At 42.2% G+C, this 21,478-nt stretch carries 19 protein-coding genes; 12 read left to right on the top strand and 7 right to left on the bottom strand.

The features are described from left to right. Positions 1 to 11: 11 nt before the first annotated feature. The 5 genes from KQP93_RS19315 to KQP93_RS19295 all read left to right on the top strand — a co-directional run bounded on the left by KQP93_RS19315 (position 12) and on the right by KQP93_RS19295 (position 3,035). The gene (locus tag KQP93_RS19315) at positions 12 to 332 is read left to right on the top strand and encodes a cupredoxin domain-containing protein (RefSeq protein WP_217877471.1); all 321 of its coding nucleotides are present in this window, start codon (positions 12 to 14) and stop codon (positions 330 to 332) included. Further along, positions 319 to 1,065 (top strand): iron transporter, encoded by a 747-nt coding sequence (locus KQP93_RS19310; protein WP_217877431.1) that lies wholly within the window; start codon positions 319 to 321, stop codon positions 1,063 to 1,065. The genes KQP93_RS19315 and KQP93_RS19310 overlap by 14 nt, the downstream gene beginning before the upstream one ends. After that, complete coding sequence (locus KQP93_RS19305) at positions 1,053 to 1,757, top strand: hypothetical protein (RefSeq protein WP_217877430.1); 705 nt, start codon at positions 1,053 to 1,055, stop codon at positions 1,755 to 1,757. Before KQP93_RS19310 ends, KQP93_RS19305 begins: the two co-directional genes overlap by 13 nt. Before the next feature lie 200 nt (positions 1,758 to 1,957). Further along, entirely contained in the window at positions 1,958 to 2,167 is a 210-nt protein-coding gene (locus tag KQP93_RS19300; RefSeq protein ID WP_004587186.1) for a cold-shock protein, read from the top strand. Between the two features lie 145 nt (positions 2,168 to 2,312). After that, positions 2,313 to 3,035 carry a substrate-binding periplasmic protein gene (locus tag KQP93_RS19295; protein ID WP_217877470.1) on the top strand — a complete coding sequence of 241 codons (723 nt, stop codon included), beginning with the start codon at positions 2,313 to 2,315 and terminating at the stop codon, positions 3,033 to 3,035. On the opposite strand, the gene KQP93_RS19290 is transcribed toward KQP93_RS19295, so the two are convergent. The 3 genes from KQP93_RS19290 to udk all read right to left on the bottom strand — a co-directional run bounded on the left by KQP93_RS19290 (position 3,032) and on the right by udk (position 5,789). Then, positions 3,032 to 3,760 carry a substrate-binding periplasmic protein gene (locus KQP93_RS19290; protein ID WP_217877429.1) on the bottom strand — a complete coding sequence of 243 codons (729 nt, stop codon included), beginning with the start codon at positions 3,758 to 3,760 and terminating at the stop codon, positions 3,032 to 3,034. The genes KQP93_RS19295 and KQP93_RS19290 overlap by 4 nt on opposite strands. A 157-nt stretch (positions 3,761 to 3,917) precedes the next feature. After that, on the bottom strand, positions 3,918 to 5,141 hold the full coding sequence (locus KQP93_RS19285) for a NupC/NupG family nucleoside CNT transporter (RefSeq protein WP_130052976.1): 1,224 nt from the start codon (positions 5,139 to 5,141) through the stop codon (positions 3,918 to 3,920). Positions 5,142 to 5,159: 18 nt separating this feature from the next. Then, positions 5,160 to 5,789: a uridine kinase gene (gene udk, locus KQP93_RS19280; RefSeq protein ID WP_135926701.1), complete on the bottom strand. Its 630-nt coding sequence runs from the start codon at positions 5,787 to 5,789 to the stop codon at positions 5,160 to 5,162. Positions 5,790 to 5,980: 191 nt separating this feature from the next. Here udk and KQP93_RS19275 point away from each other — a divergent pair, with 191 nt between their 5' ends. The 4 genes from KQP93_RS19275 (at position 5,981) to KQP93_RS19260 (ending at position 9,757) form a co-directional block, all read left to right on the top strand. Beyond that, positions 5,981 to 7,210, top strand: a complete 1,230-nt coding sequence (locus KQP93_RS19275) for a phosphopentomutase (RefSeq protein ID WP_217877428.1) — start codon at positions 5,981 to 5,983, stop codon at positions 7,208 to 7,210. Further along, positions 7,210 to 7,911, top strand: coding sequence for a purine-nucleoside phosphorylase (deoD, locus tag KQP93_RS19270; RefSeq protein WP_036972525.1), 702 nt, complete (start codon positions 7,210 to 7,212; stop codon positions 7,909 to 7,911). The genes KQP93_RS19275 and deoD overlap by 1 nt, the downstream gene beginning before the upstream one ends. A gap of 260 nt (positions 7,912 to 8,171) precedes the next feature. Beyond that, positions 8,172 to 8,912 carry a ferredoxin--NADP reductase gene (locus KQP93_RS19265; protein ID WP_217877427.1) on the top strand — a complete coding sequence of 247 codons (741 nt, stop codon included), beginning with the start codon at positions 8,172 to 8,174 and terminating at the stop codon, positions 8,910 to 8,912. Between the two features lie 71 nt (positions 8,913 to 8,983). Continuing rightward, positions 8,984 to 9,757 (top strand): nuclear transport factor 2 family protein, encoded by a 774-nt coding sequence (locus KQP93_RS19260; RefSeq protein ID WP_217877426.1) that lies wholly within the window; start codon positions 8,984 to 8,986, stop codon positions 9,755 to 9,757. A gap of 378 nt (positions 9,758 to 10,135) precedes the next feature. On the opposite strand, the gene KQP93_RS19255 is transcribed toward KQP93_RS19260, so the two are convergent. Continuing rightward, positions 10,136 to 11,026, bottom strand: a complete 891-nt coding sequence (locus KQP93_RS19255; protein WP_217877425.1) for a tetratricopeptide repeat protein — start codon at positions 11,024 to 11,026, stop codon at positions 10,136 to 10,138. A gap of 271 nt (positions 11,027 to 11,297) precedes the next feature. Here KQP93_RS19255 and KQP93_RS19250 point away from each other — a divergent pair, with 271 nt between their 5' ends. Next, positions 11,298 to 12,671 (top strand): GAF domain-containing sensor histidine kinase, encoded by a 1,374-nt coding sequence (locus KQP93_RS19250; protein ID WP_217877424.1) that lies wholly within the window; start codon positions 11,298 to 11,300, stop codon positions 12,669 to 12,671. 63 nt (positions 12,672 to 12,734) lie between these two features. On the opposite strand, the gene KQP93_RS19245 is transcribed toward KQP93_RS19250, so the two are convergent. Next, entirely contained in the window at positions 12,735 to 12,992 is a 258-nt protein-coding gene (locus tag KQP93_RS19245) for a hypothetical protein (protein ID WP_217877423.1), read from the bottom strand. A gap of 262 nt (positions 12,993 to 13,254) precedes the next feature. Here KQP93_RS19245 and katG point away from each other — a divergent pair, with 262 nt between their 5' ends. Continuing rightward, a complete protein-coding gene (katG, locus tag KQP93_RS19240) occupies positions 13,255 to 15,432 on the top strand; it encodes a catalase/peroxidase HPI (RefSeq protein WP_054563203.1) in 2,178 nt (725 codons plus the stop codon). Positions 15,433 to 15,678: 246 nt separating this feature from the next. Here katG and KQP93_RS19235 read toward each other — a convergent pair whose 3' ends face one another. Together KQP93_RS19235 and KQP93_RS19230 are read right to left on the bottom strand one after the other, a co-directional pair. Beyond that, positions 15,679 to 17,604 carry a hypothetical protein gene (locus tag KQP93_RS19235; protein ID WP_217877422.1) on the bottom strand — a complete coding sequence of 642 codons (1,926 nt, stop codon included), beginning with the start codon at positions 17,602 to 17,604 and terminating at the stop codon, positions 15,679 to 15,681. A 138-nt stretch (positions 17,605 to 17,742) separates the two neighbouring features. Further along, the gene (locus KQP93_RS19230) at positions 17,743 to 19,341 is read right to left on the bottom strand and encodes an ABC-F family ATPase (RefSeq protein WP_217877421.1); all 1,599 of its coding nucleotides are present in this window, start codon (positions 19,339 to 19,341) and stop codon (positions 17,743 to 17,745) included. A 485-nt stretch (positions 19,342 to 19,826) separates the two neighbouring features. Here KQP93_RS19230 and KQP93_RS19225 point away from each other — a divergent pair, with 485 nt between their 5' ends. Next, positions 19,827 to 21,452, top strand: coding sequence for a methyl-accepting chemotaxis protein (locus tag KQP93_RS19225; RefSeq protein ID WP_217877420.1), 1,626 nt, complete (start codon positions 19,827 to 19,829; stop codon positions 21,450 to 21,452). Positions 21,453 to 21,478 lie beyond the last annotated feature (26 nt).

The raw sequence follows: 21,478 nt of genomic DNA, 5'->3' as shown, positions 1-21,478 counted from the left end.
TGGCGCTTTCTATGCTGTTACTCTGCATGTCGTCTTGGCTTGCCTATGCCAAAGAGTACAAGCTGATCTTAAAAGATCACTTGTTTTATCCTGCTGAAATTAAAGTGCCTGCCAATAAAAAGCTGCGGCTTTTGATCGAAAACCAAGATGACACTCCAGAAGAGTTCGATAGTTTTGACTTAAACCGCGAAAAAGTGCTTTATCCGGGGCGCACGAGCGTCATTTATATCGGGCCGCTCAGCCCCGGTCGGTATGACTTTTTTGGTGAATTTTCACCTAATACAGCGCGAGGCACAGTCGTGGCTACGGAGGCAAAAGATGCTGATAACTAGTTTATTAATGAGCATTAATCAGCTTTTGCCTGTGGTGATTTTAGCTGTGCTTTTGAGCTTGATTGTGCCTTTAAGTCAGCGCCAACTGAGTATTTATGCAGTGATTGGTACGCTACTAAGCTTAGTGTTTGTGCAAGGCGCTGCTTGGCTGAGCCAGTTATTTGATCACAGAGGCTTAGAATTCATTCAAATGCTGTTGTGTATTGTCATTTTTATCGCTGCATTAATGAGCTGTCAGCAACGAAGCATAGCGGCTGCACTGGCCTTGATTGCAACTATGACGTTGTATTTAAGCCACTACATGATTTACTTAGTCAGTTTTTGGCATAGCAGGGATACTGCTGAGCCATTGCTACTGGGTACATGTTTAGGTGTAGGGATTTGTATTAGCTTTGGCGTGTTACTGTTCTTTTTGCTTGAGAGTATTGTTAAACGCGTTGGCGTGCAGCCATTGGTTGTATTGCTTGCCTTAAATGCAACAGCAAAGCTATTGATATTTATTGATTTAGCAAGTCAGATAGATTTACTCGATGTGACCTCGAATTATTTAGATTGGCGCGGGTTTTTAGTTGAAAACTCAGAGCTTGGGCGTGTATTAAAAGCCTTAGTGGGCTACGAAGCCACGCCGAGTAAAACCGCACTTTGGGTGTATGTCATTGCTGCATTGGCATTTATCACCTTAGTTCGCGTTTTAAAAATTAAAAAGACCAAGGAGCCAGTATGCGGTTCTTAATAGTTAGTTTAAGTTGCTTGTTTTTAATAAGTATCAGCCAATTTGCGCATGCAGATGGCATGGTGGTTGATAAGGTATATCACCCTTATGTAATGCCGTTTGAGCGAGAAGTTGAGTGGCGCTTGGTGTCTAGGCAAACTGATAGCGGCAATGTGCTTGCACAGCGTGCGGGCTTTGGCGGCGCAATTAACGACACCATGAGCCTAGAGGGTTACTTAGTTGGTGAGCGCGATGATAACGGTGACTTTGGTTTATCTTCGTATGAAGTGGAGTTACGTTGGCAGTTGGTCGAGCAAGGCCGTTTATGGGCCGATTGGGGAGCGTTATTTGAGCTTGAAAAACAGCACACACTTGATGCATACGAAGCAACGACCGGCTTTTTATGGGAAAAAGAGTTTGGTCGTACAAGCCTGACTATGAACGCTTTTTTAGTCTATGAATGGGGCGCTGATATTGAAAACGAATGGGAGAGTGAGTTTCGCTTGCAGTACCGTTATCGCTATCGTTCAGCCTTTCAACCATCGATTGAAATATACGCGGGTGAGGATTTTATTGGCGTGGGCCCAGGCTTTATTGGCTTACACAGATTTAGCCCTAAACGTCAGCTAAAATGGGAAGCAGGTTTTATTAGTGAACTTAGTCAATCAGGCAAAGATCATAGCTTTCGCTTGGCTTTAGAGTTTGAATTTTAATGTCGATAGTGTTTGACTTATCTAACTAACTCTATATAGTGGGCACCAGCTAGAAAGAAAGCGTGTAATTAATAAATCTTTATTTCGTTGTTGTATAAGTAATACTTGTAGTACCGTCCTGAAGTTTTTAAGTACCATCTCATTTTTTGCTACACCCGCCCATTAGGGCATGTTTAATTTTTTATATCAGGAATAATACTATGTCTAACATCGTATCAGGTACAGTTAAGTGGTTTAACGAATCTAAAGGTTTTGGTTTCATCGAGCAAGAAAATGGTCCAGACGTTTTCGCTCACTTCAGCGCTATCAAAAGCGAAGGTTTCAAAACTTTAGCTGAAGGCCAACGTGTAGAGTTCACTCTTTCACAAGGTCAAAAAGGTCCTCAAGCGGATAACATCACTCCGTTATAATTTTTACTTTTAGTAAAAATTAAGAAGAAGCAAGCTACGGCTTGCTTTTTTTATGCCTAAAAATTGACTGAGCTAGTGAATATTTCTATATTTAATGCAGCTGTGTCATTAGAGTGTATTAATTATCTTAAAATATTTGTTGTTAGTGTGCCTAAGCTTTGCACCTGTAGTACTGGCAAAGGACAGTGTCACCATCTACACCGAGCAATTCCCGCCATATAATTTTTCAAACAAAGGGCACTTAGAGGGCATTAACCTCGAGTTTGTCAAAGCAATGTGTGTTGATGCAGACATTGAATGTCAATTCGAGCTCTTACCTTGGTCGCGGGCATACCACTTAACCCAGCAAAAGCCGCTTTCTGGCCTGGTCTCTACGGCACGTATTCCCGACCGTGAAGATTTATTTAAGTGGATTGGTCCAATGGCATCATCTCGTAACTTTTTTTATCGCTTACAATCAAATGATCGTATTAATCCCATCGACTTATCACAAGTGAAAGATCATAGCCTGTGTGTTGTAAGAGAGAGCATTTACGAAAAGTTTGTAGAAAGTATTGGCTTTGAAGGGGATAAAAACCTTCTTAAAGTGAGTCACTATTACGAGTGTATTAATTTATTTTTCAAAAATAAAATAGAGCTCATTATTGGCTCTGAGCTGTCGTTTAAATACCAATTAATGCAGTATGGTCACCAAGGGCGAGAAGTGGTTAAGTTAGTTGAGTTGCCTCTTAATGGCACGGTTGGTAACTTTCTAGCGTTAAATAAGGCATTACCCGAAGAGCTTGTAAGCCGATTACAGGCAAGTTATGAAAAGCTGAGTAAGCAAGGTCTGTTAGAGACTTATATTGAGCAATATAAAGCTAATTAAGGGCGCTGTGCTAGCATCACTGCATTGTATTTAGGTGTTCTCATTACCTCATTAAACGCTGCTTTTAAGGCATCGATATAACGTTGGTCGGTATTAATATTTGCTGCGAGATAACCTTTCATGGTTAGAAAATCGATTGCATGAGCAAAGCTAAAGCGATCCTCATCCAGTGCTAATTGCTCAGCCATGGCCGCAATATAATTCTTATCATCAATGATTAAATCTATCTTGCCCGACATCAACAGCTGATACGACTTATTGATATCTGACGTATAAACTACAGTGTAACCTCGCTCTGTTAAGCGCTGCGCCGCTAAATCATTACGCTGAACCGCTATTTTATACTGTTTGGCTTGTTCGTTTGAGGTGATGCTTATATCGCTGCGAGAGCTCAACTTCACAAAGCCCATTTGATAGGTTGCCACTTCACCAATCCAATGAAAGTGTTTTTCGCGCTCAGCAGTTTTCGCCATACTGTAAATGAAAATGTTCGGTTTCTTCAGTGCCATATTGTAGGCACGGGCCCAAGGGTAGAGCTCTATATTCGCGGTTAAATTAGCTTTGGCAAAAATCGCTTTTACTAATTCGGTGCTCTCACCGGCAACTTGATTGTTGATTAAGGTCTGATTGGGTGGCGACAGTTCAGTCACAACGGTCAGGGTCGGCTTACTCAGTGCAGGCCAACTAAAGAAAAGAATTAGCAAATAAAGTCGTAAATAGTTCATTTATGTACTTAAAAAGACTTAGTAAATAAATCTTAGCACATAAAACGATAAAAGGGCCTTGCGGCCCTTGGTGAAGTATCGTTCAAGTCAGATAGACCTTTAACCCCTTAAAGTCCTATCCTATTGTTTTGCAACTACGGCTCATCTCATTAAGTTTCTAAGCTAGCGAGAGGAAAAAACCTGCAATTGCTGCACTCATGAGGTTAGCCATAGATCCTGCTAACACTGCTCTGAGCCCTAAGCGTGCGATATCCTTTCGCCGACTAGGCGCCATACCGCCTAATCCACCTAGTAAAATTGCTATCGATGATAAGTTAGCAAACCCACATAACGCGAATGTGACAATCGCTTGTGTGTGCGCACTTAACGTATCGCGATAATTAATAAAGTCGAGGTAAGCAACAAATTCGTTAACTACCACCTTCTGACCTATAAAACTGCCTGCGATTACTGCTTCGTTCCACGGTACACCTAATAACCAGGCAACTGGAGCGAACACGTAACCTAAAATTTCTTGTAGCGTTAATGTTGGATGATCAAACCAACCACCAATACCGCCTAATAAACCATTTAGAAGTGCAATAAGTGCTACGAAAGCAAGTAACATCGCGCCTACGTTGAGTGCTAAGTGCATACCGTTTGCGGCACCTGATGCTGCTGCATCAATTACGTTAACCGGTTTTTCTTCTTGTACGTCTAAATCAGCTAAATCTTCTTTTGGTGTTTCGGTCTCTGGCACAATCATTTTTGCCATTAAGAAACCACCAGGTGCTGCCATAAAGCTGGCTGCAATTAAATATTTAAGCTCTACACCAATTGTTACGTAACCTGCCATAACAGAACCTGCTACGGTAGCTAGGCCACCTACCATTACCGCAAATAGCTCTGACTTAGTCATGCTGGCGATAAATGGTTTAACAATCAATGGTGCTTCTGTTTGGCCAACGAAAATATTGGCGGTTGCAGAAAGCGATTCAGGGCGCGAGGTTTTCAATAGCTTTTGTAAGCCACCGCCTAGAATCTTAATTATCCAATCCATCACCCCGATGTGATACAACACAGCAACCAATGCTGAGAAGAACACGATAACGGGCAATACTTGTATCGCAAAAATAAACCCTAAAGTATCTTGCGATGCCAGTGAGCCAAATAAGAAGCTAATCCCGTCATTGGCATAACCAATAACTGATGACACGCCTCGCGACATACTTGCCAGTACGTTTTTGCCCACTTCGAAGAACAAGACAAAGCCACCAATTAACACTTGAAGTAAAAAAGCGATGCCTACAGTTCTTAAATTAATTGCTTTACGGTTCGTAGAAGCCGCAAAAGCAATGCCTAGTAGCACAACAATGCCGACTAAGCTCATAAATGTTGTCATACTGACTGTTTCCCGTTGTTATTGTTGCAGTAAATATTTTATTTTACTTTTAATTATATCAATGGCAACGCGATTCATACCGCCGCGTGTGACTACGAGATCAGCTTTGTGCTTTGATGGCTCAATAAACTGATAAAACATAGGTCGCACTGTCGCTTGATATTGATCAACAACGGACTGTAATGTTCTGCCACGCTGCTCCATATCTCGTTGCATACGGCGCATAAGGCAGATATCTAACGGTGTATCAATGAACACCTTAATATCAAATTCTTTTCGAAGTGCCGGATCACTCAGTAGCAAAATACCTTCAACGATAAGTACTTTTGCAGGTGCCACTCGACGCGATTCATCGCTGCGGGTGTGCATTGCATAGTCATAAGTTGGTACGTCTACTGATTTTCCAGCGCGTAACTGAAGTAAGTGCTCATGCAAAAGCTCATGCTCGAAAGCATCAGGATGGTCGTAATTGGTTTGCGTTCGATGGTCAAACGGCAAATGCGACTGGTCTTTGTAATAAGCATCTTCTTCGATCACTGCGATCGCGCCCGGTTCAAGCTCATTGACTAATTCGTTATAAATTGTCTTGCTAAAAAGAGACTTGCCCGACGCAGATGCGCCAGCAATAGCTATAATTGTTCGTGTCACTAAAGTTCTCGCCCACACAGAAGGAAACATTGTTAGGTAGATCACAATAGCAAAAAAGACACGATTAATCTCTTTTGCTTCGCTTAGAGATGCAAATTTATAATGTTTCTGTTTTATGAAACAGGACTTATGTCCTGTACCAAAAATTCGAAGAGCATATAAAGTATTCACATATTGATAACGAGGTACCCATGGCAAGAGCACTCATCTTAATGGCAGATAGCCTAGGAATTGGCGCAGCACCTGACGCAGAGCAGTTTGGTGACGTAGGCGCAAATACCTTTGCTCATTTACTTAAAGCCTATGCAGAAGAAACTGGTGAGCACTTATCGCTACCTAATCTTACCCGTTTAGGTTTAGCTGATGCATGCGAAGCCGCAGGTAAAGAACCTTGTTTAGTCAGTGACCGACAAGCACCTATTGGCGCATGGGGTTACGCTAAAGAGTTATCAAGTGGTAAAGACACGCCTTCAGGGCACTGGGAAATGGCCGGTGTACCTGTGTTGTTTGATTGGGGTTATTTCCCAAATACACAGCCGTGTTTTCCACAAGAATTTGTTGACGAGCTAATTGCTCGCGCAGGTATTCCTGGCATTTTAGGTAACTGTTATGCCTCAGGAACAACCATTTTAGAACAACTAGGTGAAGAACATATGCAAACCGGCATGCCGATTTGCTACACCTCAGTTGATAGCGTGTTTCAAATAGCCGCGCACGAAGAATCATTTGGACTGGAGAAACTTTATCAGGTTTGCGAAATCGCACGGGCGCTGCTTGATGAAATGAACATAGGAAGAGTGATTGCGCGGCCATTTTTGGGTTCGAGCCGTGACGATTTTGCCCGTACAGGCAATCGTCGTGACTATTCGGTGCTGCCACCGTCGCCAACCTTGCTTGATAAATTATCGCAAGACGGCGGTGAAGTGATCAGTATTGGTAAGATTGCTGATATCTATGCGCACCAAGGCATCACCCAAAAACACAAAGCGCCAGGGCTAATGAACTTGCTTGAGAAAACCTCAGAAGTAATCGCAAGCGCACCTGACCATAGTTTGATTTTTACAAACTTAGTTGATTTTGATGAAAAGTACGGTCATCGCCGTAATGCAGTTGGCTATGCTAAAGCATTAAAAGAGTTTGATGATTATCTACCGACCATCTTAAATCAGCTAAATAGTGATGATGTGTTAATTATCACGGCCGATCACGGATGTGATCCAACAGCAGCAGGCACTGACCATACACGTGAATACGTGCCAGTACTTGCATACCAACCGGGAATGACAAACACCCCGCTTGGCGAACGAGCTAGTTTTGCAGACATAGGTCAAACCCTTGCCCAGTGGTTTAATCTTCCTGCACTTGAATACGGTGATGGCTTTAACGACAAGCTATTAGCGAACAAAAAAGGAAACCAATAATGAGTACTCCTCATATCAGCGCCAATGTAGGCGAATTTGCAGAAACGGTATTAATGCCAGGTGATCCGCTTCGCGCTCAATACATTGCTGAAAACTTTTTAGATGACGCAAAACAAGTAACAGGCGTTCGTAATATGTATGGTTTTACCGGTACCTACAAAGGTAAACCAGTGAGTATTATGGGCTCTGGGATGGGTATTCCATCAATGTCAATTTATGCCCGTGAATTGATCGTTAGTTACGGCGTTAAAAATCTAATCCGTATTGGTACCTGTGGCGGTATTGGTAGCGATATCAAAATCCGTGACGTTATCTTTGCACAAGGTGCAAGCACAGATTCAAACGTAAACCGTGCGCGCGTTCGTGGTTACGACTTTGCCGCAATTGCTGATTTTGGTTTATTACTAAACGGCGTAAACGCAGCAAAAGAATTAGGCATTGAAGCGAAGGTAGGTAATGTATTTACAACAGATACATTCTACCAAGCAGATAACACATTCTATCAAGAATTAGACAAGCTAGGCGTACTTGCTGTTGATATGGAAACAGCTGGCATGTACGGCGTAGCCGCTGAATACGGCGCTAAAGCGATGGCACTATTTACAGTTAGTGACCACGTAATCACTGGTGAAGCGACACCAAGTGAAGAGCGTCAAAGCACCTTTAACGAAATGGTTAAAATTGCTTTAGAATCAATTTAAATAAGTTCCTTGGTAACGTATTCACTGAAATTTGGAAACACGCCCAAAGTGAAGTGAGACTAACCTCAAAGCCGCATTTATGCGGCTTTTTTTATAGCTGCCTGTTTACCACGCGTAAAACCTTGTTCGCATCTCGCATCTCGCATCTCGCATCTCGCATCTCGCATCTCGCATCTCGCATCTCGCAACCGCCCCTTAAAACTTGAAAATTCAAGCAATTGTTGCCACCTTTAATAGAGGAACAACAATTGAGGATGTGTATGTCTAATTGGGTTGAAGCTAAGGTTAAAGACGTTAAATGGTGGACTGAGTCATTATTTAGCTTAATCGTTAATGCCGATGTTGAGCCATTCACGGCAGGGCAGTTTACAAAGCTTGCAATGCAAGTGGGTGATAAACGTGTAGCTCGTGCATATTCTTATGTGAATGCGCCGAATAATCCCAACCTCGAGTTTTATCTGATTAATGTCAAAGACGGTCAACTTTCTCAACAGCTTGCACAATTAAAGCCGGGTGACTCAGTGACTATAGAGCGCCGCGCGACAGGCTTTTTTACCCTTGATGAAGTGCCAAGCAGTGAGCAGCTTTATATGCTAAGTACAGGTACCGCACTTGGGCCTTTTATTTCAATATTAGAGCAGGGCGAAGTGTGGCAAAAGTTTGAGCATGTTCATTTAGTGCATGGAGTTCGTTTTAACGAGGACTTAAGCTATCAAGAACGAATCAAAGCGCTACAGCAGCAGTACCCAAATCTTTACTATTCGCCTGTAGTCAGCCGAGAGTCAGCCACAATCGGTTTTAATGGCCGGATCACAGATGTAATTAAAGACCATCGTTTATTTGATGTAATAGGACGCCCAGCTGTACCTGATACCGCACAATTTATGATTTGCGGTAACCCACAAATGGTAAAAGATACTACAGCTATTTTGTTGGAGCTTGATTTTAGCCGCAACAGACGCCGTGAACCTGGGCAGATCACAGTAGAGCAATATTGGTAAAAAACTATGCCAAACAGACAGAATTTGCTACCTTAGCGCCTTAAATCAGGCATGATGCATTTAGGAAAACTATGAAACCGTTATTTTTTGCAATCAGTTTATTATTCTCTTGGCAGTCATTTGCAAGTGACGAAACCACCGAACAAACCGAGCCTCAAACGAGCAATGAACAAAAAGCCGAAAAGAAGGACGTACCTAGCTTAGAGTTTATTGAAGAAAAGCCTGCAACAGAACAAAAATCAGCGTCTGAAACTGAAACGGCGAAAGAAACGAATGAACCAACACAAAGTAGTGATGAGGAAAAAGCGACAGCAGAAGCCTTAAAAGCGGTTGCAGAAGTTGATGATAGCAAAGTACTCGGTACACAAACTCCTGCGCCTGCTGAGCAACCAAAAACAGTTGCTGAAAAACAGCAAGCCGTTGCAGAAGCAGAAAAAGCCGTTAATCAAGCGAAAGAAGCACTAACAGCGAAGCAACAAGAAAAAGCGCGTCAGTCACGTGAATCGATGGCTGTGATAGAACAGCTGATTGCAGCTTATAACGCACGTAATATTGATGCATTTATCAAGATGTATGATGAAAACGTTGAGTTTTATACATTCCCGAATGAGCTGATGTTCACCGGTAAAGAAAAGCTTATTGCACGATATGGCATTATGTTTAAAAAGCTAAAGTGCATTAAATCATCGCCAATAAAACGCATTGTACTTGGCAACATCGTGATTGATCATGAACTCTCAGAAACCTGTACGCAAGACCCGAAAGTTGTCGACAAGCGCTCTGAGTTCGTCACCAGCTACAAAATAGAAAATGGCAAAATAACCAAAGTGTTATTCTTCCGTTAGAAAAAAGAGCAGCCCAGCTGCTCTTTTTTTATGGGTGAAAGTTAGCAAGATACGAGATGCGAGGTAGCAGCGATTTTACATCGCGTCCTAGAACCCAGAACCTAAACCTTAGCGCCTATGACGCGGGATAAACCCGCTGCTACATGTAGGCGTGAAACTTGTTTCGCGCGTCTGATCGTTGAAGGCTGATAGCTGACCGCTTCTATTATGTTGGGTGTCGCTCCGCTCGACCCAACCTACCTGGAAAGTGAATAGGTCGAATGCTGAGAAGAACACTCGACCTAAATAATCCCACAAATCGGCTGATATCTAATATCTGACATCTAAAGACTAAACTACCAATGATGCGGGATAAACCCGCTGCTACATGGGTTTGCGCTAAGCCGTTTCGTTTAACAACGAATTAAAGCTGTCGTTATCGTGTAGGCTAGCAAACGCGCTTTCGTGTAATAGCTCGTTACGTAGGTTAGGAGAATATTCAAGGGCCATACGAATATCAGCCATTGCATCGGCATGTTTGTGCAGTAATGCATATGCACAAGCACGTTGCCAGTATGCGTAGCCGTAGTCGCTATCAATTTCTAATGCTTGATTACAAAGCTCGATTGCTTCACCTGTTTCGTTTATTTCTAACAGTGCATCTGCTTTGTAGGCAATGGCTTCTACGTCTTCTGGTTTACGTTTTAAGATCTCGTCAAAAATCTCAATCTTATTCGCAACATCGCTTTCTAAATTGGCACGCATCCATAAAGAGTGCACCTCATTGGTGATTGAGATCTTTTGCTGGTTTAATAAGATCTCTTCAGATCGCTCACGTAGCTTTTCTTCAAGTACTTTTAGGCGTTCTTCATATTCTTGCGTAATTGCACTAACGCGTGTGTTTACAATATCTTCTACTTTGTTTTTAACATCACGCAATGAATTCCAACCGACTAAAACCAAAATTGAAGCAGTAATAGTAATAATGAAAAACACATTATTAATGGTATCAGTTGTATAAGTCAGTGCACGGTCGGCAGTATCAAGTTGCGTATGAGCAACTTGTTTTGTCACATCTTCGCGCAGTTTCTGTTGGTCTTGGCGCACGGCTTTTAATTCATCAAGAATATAGCGCTCTAACAATGGCTTATACATAGGTTCTTGAAGTTTATCGAGAGCTTGTTGCTGCTCTGCTTCAGTAAGTGCAGGGCGGTTCTCTGGCTCATTTTGAGCTGCTGCAAGTGTGCTAAAGCTCATTAAAAAAGTGATTAAAATTAAGGTATAACGCATGACATATAAAATTTTAGTGATTTCTGAAGTAACTGTAACATGCGTGGGCACTATGGACTAGGCAAAAAAAAACCAGCTCGGGGGAGAGCTGGCCAAACTGCTTAAACAACATAAAGTCGTAAGGGGTATCAACAGGAGTTAGGTACAATATACCCATTTTTATCTGAACAACTACTTAATACTAAATGAGTTTTTAAAAACTTATATTCGTTCTGTCAGAATCACAATGTTCGTCTAGACTTAAGAAGTCGTAAAACTAAAAGGTGAGAGTATGCGCCAACAACTAGTCCAACTGCTGTATGGAGTATCAATTTCTTCTGATCTTGATAGTGGCAATGTTGAATTAGCTGAACGCTTAATTCTGAATGCTGTACTTGATGGCCTAGAAATTGGCCGAGCAGGGATCTGGCTGTTAAATGAAGAAAACACCGCAATTGAATGCCGGTTATTGCTCGATAGAGAAAACGGCAAAGAAATCCAAATGTTAGTGCTCCCTCGTGATGCATACCCTGCATATTTCAAAGCACTCGACACCCAACGTACAATTACCGCCGAAGATGCTCATACTGACTCTGCCACGTTTGAATTTAGCGAAAGTTACCTAAAACCTCTTAATATAGGTGCAATGCTCGATGCGCCAATTCGTTATAAAGGTAAAATGATCGGGATATTTTGTTGTGAGCACATAGGTGGTAAGCGACAATGGACAGAAGATGAATGCTCATTCATCGGTGCTTTGGCAGATCTTTATGGCAGAGCGCTCTCGGCACAAGAAAACGAACGCATCAATGCTGAACTTGAGCGTGCCAATCAGCATCTAGAACAACGTGTTGCAGAACGAACTCGTACGCTTGAAAAAACCTTATCTGAACTGACCGCAATGCAAGAAAAGCTCATAGAAGCCGAAAAAATGGCTTCACTGGGTAATCTTGTTGCGGGTATTGCCCATGAGGTTAATACGCCTATTGGCATAGCAGTGACAGCAAATAGCTCAGCAAAAGATAAGCTAAACACGCTTAATAAACACATAGATTCAAATACCTTAACAAAAGCGGCCCTACTTGAAGGTATGAATCATTTAAACGAGTGTATCAAAATATCGTTTACCAATCTTGAACGGGCTGCAAAGCTCATCAGTGACTTTAAACAAACGGCGGTTGATCAATCATCGCTTAATTTACTCGAAACCAACATTAAAGATTACTTTGAAAATATCTTACATAGCTTAATGCCACTTACACGTAGTCATAATGTTCAAGTAAACATCAACTGTGTTGATGACTTTTCGCTTATAACCGTTCCCGGGGCGCTTAGCCAAATATTCTTAAATCTTGTAAATAACAGCTGTGTACACGGGTTTGTTGGCCGTGAGCAAAACCGCATAGATATCACTGTAAGCATCGATAACGACACCAATAGCTACACCATAACCTATAAAGACAACGGTCATGGCATGACCGAAGATGTGATGTACAAGGTGTTTGAGCCATTTTTCACTACTAAGCGAGGCAATGGCGGCAGTGGTTTAGGTATGTCGATAGTTTATAACCTTGCAACGCAAGCGCTGCAAGGCGAAGTGAGTATTGCCAGCAAGCCAGACGATGGCGTTACTGTCACCTTCAAATTGCCGCAAAAGCTCACATAACTAATTAATATTTATACAAGTTGTGGGCTAAATAATCTGGTGACTGGGTAATAAAATTAAAAATTAATCAGTTTGCTTAGCAAGACAAGAAATATCAGTGCATTCATTGTCTTTGCAAAATTGTTTAATACGTTTTTTAGAATATAAATAATTAATGCTCAATGGTGTGATTAACAGCGCTAACCAAAACAATACCGAACTCCTAAACGTCAACCCCACAAGCGATGCGACTACCAGCCCTGTTAACATCAAGATAGGTAAATTGGCGATAAAAAAGTTAATGCTTAGTTGTCTAGCAACGTCAGGATTAATGGTTTTCATAAGGGCTACTCGCTGTTAAAAAATACCCTTATAAAATGGACGGTTTTATAAAATGAATCAAATCATATTTTTCTATCGGTGCAATCGATTTAAAACCATGTTCTGGATCTAGCTTTATTCATATACAACTCCTATAGTTTTAAACAACAGGAACTTATTCGCTATTAGTTATTCATAACTATTAGAAAATCTCTCTTTATGACGAAAGGGATAAAAGCGAATTTTAGCGTTTCGTCATATTTTAGCTTATGAGGAGCACATAATGAGTAATGGAAAAACGGGCCAGTGCCCGGTAATGCATGGTAGTAACACTGTCACCGCTCAATCAAATACCGACTGGTGGCCAAACGCACTCAATTTCGACATTCTTCATCAACACGACAGCAAAACGAATCCTTACGGCAAAGACTTTAATTACGCAGAAGCATTCAAATCTCTAGACCTAGAAGCCGTTAAAACCGATTTAAAAAACCTAATGACCGAAAGCCAAGAATGGTGGCCAGCTGACTGGGGCCATTACGGTGGTTTAATGATCCGTATGGCATGGCACTCAGCGGGTTCATACCGTTTAGAAGATGGCCGTGGTGGCGGTGGTACAGGTAACCAACGCTTTGCGCCATTAAATTCATGGCCAGATAACGCTAACCTAGATAAAGCACGCCGTTTACTTTGGCCAATCAAAAAGAAATACGGTAACAAGCTTTCTTGGGCAGATTTAATGATCTTAGCCGGTAATATGGCATATGAATCAATGGGTTTAAAAACCTTTGGCTTTGCCGGTGGCCGCGAAGATATTTGGCACCCAGAAAAAGACGTTTACTGGGGCGCTGAAAAAGAATGGTTAGCACCCAGTGATGAGCGCTATTCAAATGTAGCTAAACCAGACACTATGGAAAACCCATTAGCAGCGGTACAAATGGGCTTGATTTATGTAAACCCAGAAGGGGTGAATGGTAACCCTGATCCGCTTAAAACGGCAGAACAAGTTCGCGAAACATTTGCCCGTATGGCAATGGATGACGAAGAAACTGCAGCGCTTACAGTCGGTGGCCACACTGTGGGTAAAACCCATGGTAATGGTAGCGAAGAAAACGTAGGCCCAGAGCCAGAAGCAGCTGATGTATTTGAACAAGGCCTTGGCTGGAATAACCACAACTCACGTGGTATTGGTCGCGATACCATGACCTCGGGCATCGAAGGCGCATGGACCACTCACCCAACTAAGTGGGATAACGGCTATTGCTACTTACTGCTTAACTACGAGTGGGAACTTAAGAAGAGCCCGGCAGGTGCGTGGCAGTGGGAACCAATCGATATTAAAGAAGAAGACAAACCCGTTGATGTAGAAGATCCATCAATTCGTTTAAATCCTATTATGACCGACGCCGATATGGCGATGAAGATGGATCCAACCTATCGTAAGATTATCGAACGTTTTAACGATGATTTTGAATACTTTAGTGATGTGTTTGCACGTGCATGGTTCAAACTGACGCACCGTGACTTAGGTCCTAAATCACGTTATTTAGGTGCCGATGTACCAAGCGAAGATCTGATCTGGCAAGATCCGATCCCAGCGGTGGATTACACCTTATCAGACAGTGAAATTAGCGAGCTTAAAACCAAGCTACTTAACTGTGGTGTAAGCCAAGCAGACTTAATCGCAACAGCATGGGATAGCGCCCGCACTTACCGTGGTTCAGACCATCGCGGTGGTGCAAATGGTGCACGTATTCGCCTAGCACCGCAAAAAGATTGGCAAGGTAACGAGCCTGAGCGTTTAGCTAAAGTATTAAGCGCACTTGAATCTGTACAAGCGGGTTTAAGTAAACCAGTAAGTCTCGCTGATTTAATTGTTCTGGGTGGTTCAGCTGCGGTTGAGCAAGCAGCAAAAGCGGCGGGTGTTGATATAACCGTGCCATTTGCGCCGGGTCGTGGTGATGCTACAGACGAGATGACAGATGCAGACTCGTTCGATGTACTTGAGCCAATTCACGATGGTTTCCGTAACTGGCTCAAAAAAGACTATGCGGTTTCAGCAGAAGAGCTAATGTTAGAGCGTACGCAATTAATGGGCTTAACAGCACCAGAAATGACCGCTCTTGTTGGTGGTATGCGTGTTCTTGGTACTAATCATAACGGTACTTTACACGGTGTATTTACCGATAACGTTGGTACACTCAGTACTGACTTTTTCGTCAACCTAACCGACATGGCTAATACGTGGAAACCACTAGGTAAAGGCTATTACGACATCATTGATCGCAGCACGGGTGTAACTAAATGGACAGCAACACGCGTTGATTTAGTGTTTGGTTCAAACTCAATCCTACGCTCATACGCAGAGTTTTACGCACAAGACGACAACAACGAACGTTTTGTAAAAGACTTTGTCGACGCATGGGTGAAAGTAATGAACGCCGATCGCTTCGATATTTAATTTAAAATTCCGTTAAGTACAAAGGCCACACAGTTTAACTGTGTGGCCTTTTTTCTGTTAGTTACGAGGGGAAAGGGGAAAGTTCCGAGATCTGAGATACGATATACGAGATAGCAGCGATTTTACATCGCGTCCTAGCGCCCAGAACCTAGCGCCCAGAACTCGCTGATGACGCGGGATAAACCCGCTGCTACATGTAGGCGTGAAACTTGTTTCGCGCGTCTGATCTAAAGGCTGCAAGCTCCTTTATTTTTCAATCCCTAACCAATAACTGTTTTGGTATATATTTTCTTCAACTTCTTTATCGCTGTAGTTATAGATACGCTGCCAGAACAAGCGGTCGAAAATGAATTTATCTGCTTCTTTATGAATAATTTTAAAATTAATTAAAGAGGCATATAAATTTTCATCATCGCCTAACACCTCATCCTTACAGCTAGAGTAATCAAATGCACTTGGGCACTGAGACATCATTGCAAAACTAATACTGTTATCAGCTTCAAATTGCCAATAGGTATTTGGCGTAAAGTTAGCTCTGTTTTCGAGGCCATATTGGTCAGCGTAATAGAAGCTGCCTTTACCATCATCATTTATAAACCAGTATGTTTTCAGGTTGCCGCTGGTGTAGTCTTGACGTAAGTAGCTAAATAGGTGCTTATAGTCATCATGAGTGATAGTTGAATCATCAATCACTTCTATAAATTCATACCCTAAGCGAGCCTGACGCTCTTCTTTATTTCGCTCGCGCACCATGAGAGTTTTACCATCAGGCTGAGTGAAAAATTGTAAGCTGGTATCTAGGCCATTGCCGGTTACCTTAACGCTTTCGCCATTATTGTCTAAGTTGTAATGCCACTTGAACGAGTCAGTACTTTTTGGCGTATTGAATGTTACCGTTGCAGTATCGGCTGCTGTGATAGTGAAAAATGATGGTAAATAGCGAAATGTTAATCCTTCACCTGTATCTGAATTTTTATTATTTAAGCGACCAGTATACGTTTTACCCACTTTAAGCTCAGGAACCGCAATTGGTGTCAGTTCTTGCAATGCAACAACCGACGTTTGCACCTTCATAGCTTCAGTTAGCTCTTCTGACTCAACAATATTCGCAGCGTCAGCTTCATCATGATAGCTAAGAACATGTTGCAGTTTTAGCACCGCAAAATCATCGAACTGCGCAACCACTTCGGCATTAACGAGGTTAAGGTCAAACTCTACACTCACCTCGTAGCCTTCTTTATTTATCTGATTTGCATAGGTTTTCGTAAGGTATTTGTCGCCGTTAATCGTTAACGTTTTACCTTCTAAGGTCGCCGAAAACTCTGCAAAAGGAAATGATGTGGTACTACCTGAAGCCGTCGGAATATAGCTTGCTATCGATACTTCAAAATAGCTTTCTTCACCTTCGGTGTTTAAATGATTCACCATGTGAAAAGTATTGTCGTCCATATCAACATAATACGCAGAGCTAAGCTCCGTATTTGATTTATAAAGGGTAACTACTTCGCCTTTATCGGTCGAAACATTAAAAAGCTCAACACGAATAGCATCATCGCGCTTAGCCAACACTTCCATTTCAAGAAGGGCTTGTTGATTACATTCATGCAAGCAATCAATCGCTTGGGTATTTAGTGCAATAACATCAGGGTTCGACCAATCAAAACGGCTTAGCTCACCATTTTGAGCAATCACCCCGGCATCTTCAGTGGCAAACGAAAGCTGCACACTACCATCGCTTGATTGCCAGTTATCCATCACTTCGCTATTGCTAAGCTCAATAGGTTGCCATGCAGCACGGTTTTCGGCGACATTAACGGTTAGGGTATATTGATTACTCGCTTCACCATCAGAGACTTCCACAGTAAAAGTGTGGTTAGCAACGTCGAATAGGCTTGGCACTGCACTAAAAGTTACTTGATTGCTGCTGGTGGTTACATTTAGCCACTCTGGCTTATCAATAATCGTGGTTGTCACACTGTCGTTTTGCTCATCTTTTAAATCAACAACTAAATTAGCTGATTCAAGCGCTTTGGTTGAGAGTGTGAGTGAGCCAGAGAGCGTCGGTGCAGTATTTTGCTCTACTTTTACATCTGGCATTTTATCTGTTGATGAACCGCCACCACAGGCTGTTAGAGCTAGTGTTAATGCCGATACGCTAAGAAGCTTTTTCATTTAGGTCCCTTAAATTTATTGTTCGATTGAAGTCAAAGAAATTTAAGTTACCTAAAACAGGTAATTCAGTAAAGTGAATATGTAACTGAACGTAAACAAAAAAGGTGAGCTAACTTGCTCACCTTTTCTAGGAAGGGGTTATTGCGCTTGTTGCGCGACATGGTCCATATATTCGTCAAACGTGCCCTGAAAATCGATAAGCTGTTGATCTTTAATATCGATGATACGAGTCGCTAATGACGATACAAACTCACGGTCGTGGCTCACAAAAATTAGCGTGCCTTGATAATCTTTTAATGCATTATTGAGCGCTTCAATGGCTTCCATATCCATGTGGTTGGTTGGCTCATCCATAATGAGCACGTTGATGTCTTGCATCATTAACTTACCAAACAATAGGCGGTTTTTTTCACCACCCGAGCAGTTGCGGGCTTTTTTGTTCGCGTCGTCTGCGGTAAATAATAAACGGCCTAACATACCACGCACCATTAAATCGTTGTGTTTAGCGGTGCGCCACTGCGACATCCAATCAAATAAAGTTAAGTCGTTATCGAAGTCTTTACTGCTGTCTTGTGGGCAATAACCAATGCTGGCATTTTCAGACCACTTAACCACACCTTCGTTACTTTGTAATTCGTTTACAAGGCAACGTAATAGGGTGGTTTTACCAACGCCGTTTTCACCTATAACCGCAAGCTTAGCACCGGCTTCAAGCAATAGTTCACCGTCGCTGAACAGGGTTTCACTATCAAAGCCATGACCTAGCTTGGTAAGCTCTAATGCTTGGCGATACATCTTTTTGCCTTCGTCAAAACGAAGTGATGGGCTAATACGGCTTGATGATTTTACTTCATCAAGCTTAATTTTATCCATGCGCTTAGCACGAGAGCTAGCTAGTTTTGCTTTTGAAGCGTTAGCACCAAAGCGGTTTACGAACTCTTGTAGCTCGTCAATTTCGGCGCTCTTCTTCGCGTTTTCAGCAAGCAGTTGTTCGCGTTGCAAGCTTGAAGCTTCAATCCACTTTTCATAGTTACCAGGGTAAATTCGTAGCTCACCGTAATCGATATCGGCCATGTGTGTACATACCGAGTTTAAGAAGTGGCGGTCGTGCGAGATGATAATCATGGTACATTTACGCTGGTTAAGCTCGTTAGCTAGCCAAGTAATCGTGTGAATATCAAGGTTATTGGTTGGCTCATCAAGTAGCAAAATATCAGGGTTTGCAAACAGTGCTTGTGCTAAAAGCACACGAAGTTTCCAGCCCGGCGCAACGTTTGCCATTAAGCCGTAATGAAACTCTTGCTCAATACCCGCTTGGATCAAAATTTCTTCTGCGCGGCTTTCTGCTGTATAGCCATCCATTTCGGCAAAAATGCTTTCAAGTTCAGCGACTTTCATGCCGTCTTCTTCACTCATTTCTGGCAGAGAATAGATACGGTCGCGCTCTTGTTTTACTTTCCAAAGCTCTGCATCACCCATGATCACCGCATCAACCACAGTGTATTGCTCAAACGCAAACTGATCTTGACTTAGCGTACCTAGCTTTAAACCCGGTGCAATCGACACATTGCCAGATGTTGGCACAAGCGCACCACTTAGAATTTTCATAAAGGTCGATTTGCCGCAGCCATTCGCACCAATTAAACCATAGCGGTTACCGTTACCAAACTTAGCTGAAATGTTCTCAAACAGAGGCTCTGCACCAAATTGCATGGTGATATTTGCGGTTGAAATCAACGAATTGTTCCTAGAAAAATACTGACAGGGTTATGGGCGCAGCAACTGCGAAAATAAACAAGCAATAGGGTAAATAATAGGCCGCGGATTATACAGATCAGCCCCTAATAACGCTATTAAAAAAGAGAAAGTTGCGACAATGAAGCTCGTAGGACTGGCTTTAGCCGGGAAATGTCTTAAGTTACGAGGGGAAAGAGTAAAGTTGCGAGATACGAGGTAGCAGCGATTTCACATCTCGTCCTAGTGCCTAGAACCCAATGACGCGGGATAAACCCGCTGCTACACGTAGGCGTGAAACTTGTTTCGCGCATCTGACGGCTTACGGCTGAAAGCTATTGTTTTTTGAATATTGTCTTCACGCTCTTCGCCTACCCTCCCACAAACGGCACAAAATAAGAAAAAAACCTGAAAATATATAAATATAGTTAATACTTTAGGTAAATCAGGCGATAATACTAAGTACTATGACAACAAAGGTGGATTCAATGTCTGCAGGTATTTCTTTCAACAATTTGAGCATCACAAAAAAAATACACGCTATAACATGCATTGCCATAACGGCATTTGTCATTATCGTGGTGACGAATTACATCGCGATGAATGACAATAAAATCTCGCTCGACGAGTTAGAAAAGTCGTCTTACCAGGTAGTAAAACTTACTTCAGAAAATGTAGCATTACTCGAAAAACTAGATGAGTTATACACTCAAGCTGTCACGTTTGGTGAGTCTGACTTAGTAGATAGTGCTGCGCAAACGTATAAAACAATTAACGAAAATCTACAAAATATTATCAGTATCAACGACAGCTATGTACATGCTGATACAAAAAAACAATTAGAGCTTTATGCACAAACCTCGTCGACTATAGCCACTTCAATGATCGATGGCAGCGCTGACTTTAGTAAAATTCAGCAGCAAGCACAGCAAAAAACACAGCAATATGAAGCTGTTTTAGCTGGCTTTAAACGTGCGCAAGCCCGCTCGGATGACCGCTTTTTTGAGCTAGTGCAAGCAACTAAAGCCCGTTCTGACAATGCACTTAATTTAATGCTTATAGTGTCTGTAGTGTCACTGATTTTGCTTATTGCCACCTCAATTTGGATTGCTCGTGGAATTGGCTCATCGGCTAGTGCTGCGGCAAATAACTTACGTTTATTAGCTGACGGTAAAGGTTCGTTAAGCACGCAACTTGAAGTACACGCTAAAGACGAAATTGGCCAAGTTTCGATTAACTTCAATGCCTTTATACAGTTGTTAAAAGCTGCAGTACTTGAGGTAATAGCGGTTTGTGAACCATTAATGGAGAACTCAACGCGACTTGTTCAAGGTATGGAACGTGCAGAGCGCGCAACAACCAAACAAACATCAGATGCCGAAATCGTTAAACAGTCGATGGAAGAAATGCGTCAAAGTGTTGCTGATATTTCTCATTCAGCGGCAAATGCATCACAAGCTGCGCAAACAGCCGAGCGCGAAGTTGAGCAAAGCAGAACGCAAATACAGCGCTCTGTGACTGAATCAAAAACATTAAGTGATGAGATTAACCAAGCAGCATCAACAATTAATCAATTGGAAAATGATACTAAAAATGTCACACAAATCTTGAATGTGATCACTTCAATTGCGGAGCAAACCAATTTGCTGGCATTAAACGCTGCAATTGAGGCTGCGCGTGCAGGTGAACAAGGCCGTGGCTTTGCGGTTGTTGCTGATGAAGTACGCGAGCTTGCCTCAAGAACGTCGCACTCAACCAATGAAATCAGAGAGCTGCTTTCAACACTGACAACCGCAGCGAGCGATGCGGTAATTGCTATGAATTCGGCTCGTGATATGGCTTCAAACAATGCCGAAGCGGCTGAAAATACAGGGCAATCGATTGATAAAATATCTGAGCAGATTTTAGAAATTAACGGTATGAACTCACAAATTGCAGCGGCCACCGAAGAGCAAACGTCGGTTGCTAGTATGGTTGTTGAGAACGTGTCGAATATGCATATGTCGTTTGAAGAAACAATGGATTCATTGTCGGCAGTACGTGATGTAGCGAAGAACCTTCATTACCTGTCTGATTCGTTACTCGACGCCACAGCTAAATTTAAAATTGAGTAATTTAAGCGCATAAAAAACCAGGCATT

The organism is Pseudoalteromonas shioyasakiensis, from assembly GCF_019134595.1.
GTDB classification, from domain to species: domain Bacteria; phylum Pseudomonadota; class Gammaproteobacteria; order Enterobacterales; family Alteromonadaceae; genus Pseudoalteromonas; species Pseudoalteromonas shioyasakiensis_A.
The sequence above is the reverse complement of the archived record's forward strand: the minus strand, read 5'-3'. Positions and strand labels throughout refer to the sequence as shown.

What these genes read in the sequence shown, in the direction of transcription:
- KQP93_RS19290 (WP_217877429.1), bottom strand. Translation starts at nt 3,760, where the DNA reads ATGAACTATTTACGACTTTATTTGCTAATTCTTTTCTTTAGTTGGCCT.
- KQP93_RS19300 (WP_004587186.1), top strand. Translation starts at nt 1,958, where the DNA reads ATGTCTAACATCGTATCAGGTACAGTTAAGTGGTTTAACGAATCTAAA.
- KQP93_RS19260 (WP_217877426.1), top strand. Translation starts at nt 8,984, where the DNA reads ATGAAACCGTTATTTTTTGCAATCAGTTTATTATTCTCTTGGCAGTCA.
- katG (WP_054563203.1), top strand. Translation starts at nt 13,255, where the DNA reads ATGAGTAATGGAAAAACGGGCCAGTGCCCGGTAATGCATGGTAGTAAC.
- KQP93_RS19315 (WP_217877471.1), top strand. Translation starts at nt 12, where the DNA reads ATGCTGTTACTCTGCATGTCGTCTTGGCTTGCCTATGCCAAAGAGTAC.
- KQP93_RS19255 (WP_217877425.1), bottom strand. Translation starts at nt 11,026, where the DNA reads ATGCGTTATACCTTAATTTTAATCACTTTTTTAATGAGCTTTAGCACA.
- KQP93_RS19275 (WP_217877428.1), top strand. Translation starts at nt 5,981, where the DNA reads ATGGCAAGAGCACTCATCTTAATGGCAGATAGCCTAGGAATTGGCGCA.
- KQP93_RS19225 (WP_217877420.1), top strand. Translation starts at nt 19,827, where the DNA reads ATGTCTGCAGGTATTTCTTTCAACAATTTGAGCATCACAAAAAAAATA.
- KQP93_RS19265 (WP_217877427.1), top strand. Translation starts at nt 8,172, where the DNA reads ATGTCTAATTGGGTTGAAGCTAAGGTTAAAGACGTTAAATGGTGGACT.
- KQP93_RS19310 (WP_217877431.1), top strand. Translation starts at nt 319, where the DNA reads ATGCTGATAACTAGTTTATTAATGAGCATTAATCAGCTTTTGCCTGTG.
- deoD (WP_036972525.1), top strand. Translation starts at nt 7,210, where the DNA reads ATGAGTACTCCTCATATCAGCGCCAATGTAGGCGAATTTGCAGAAACG.
- KQP93_RS19250 (WP_217877424.1), top strand. Translation starts at nt 11,298, where the DNA reads ATGCGCCAACAACTAGTCCAACTGCTGTATGGAGTATCAATTTCTTCT.
- KQP93_RS19305 (WP_217877430.1), top strand. Translation starts at nt 1,053, where the DNA reads ATGCGGTTCTTAATAGTTAGTTTAAGTTGCTTGTTTTTAATAAGTATC.
- KQP93_RS19285 (WP_130052976.1), bottom strand. Translation starts at nt 5,141, where the DNA reads ATGACAACATTTATGAGCTTAGTCGGCATTGTTGTGCTACTAGGCATT.
- KQP93_RS19235 (WP_217877422.1), bottom strand. Translation starts at nt 17,604, where the DNA reads ATGAAAAAGCTTCTTAGCGTATCGGCATTAACACTAGCTCTAACAGCC.
- KQP93_RS19245 (WP_217877423.1), bottom strand. Translation starts at nt 12,992, where the DNA reads ATGAAAACCATTAATCCTGACGTTGCTAGACAACTAAGCATTAACTTT.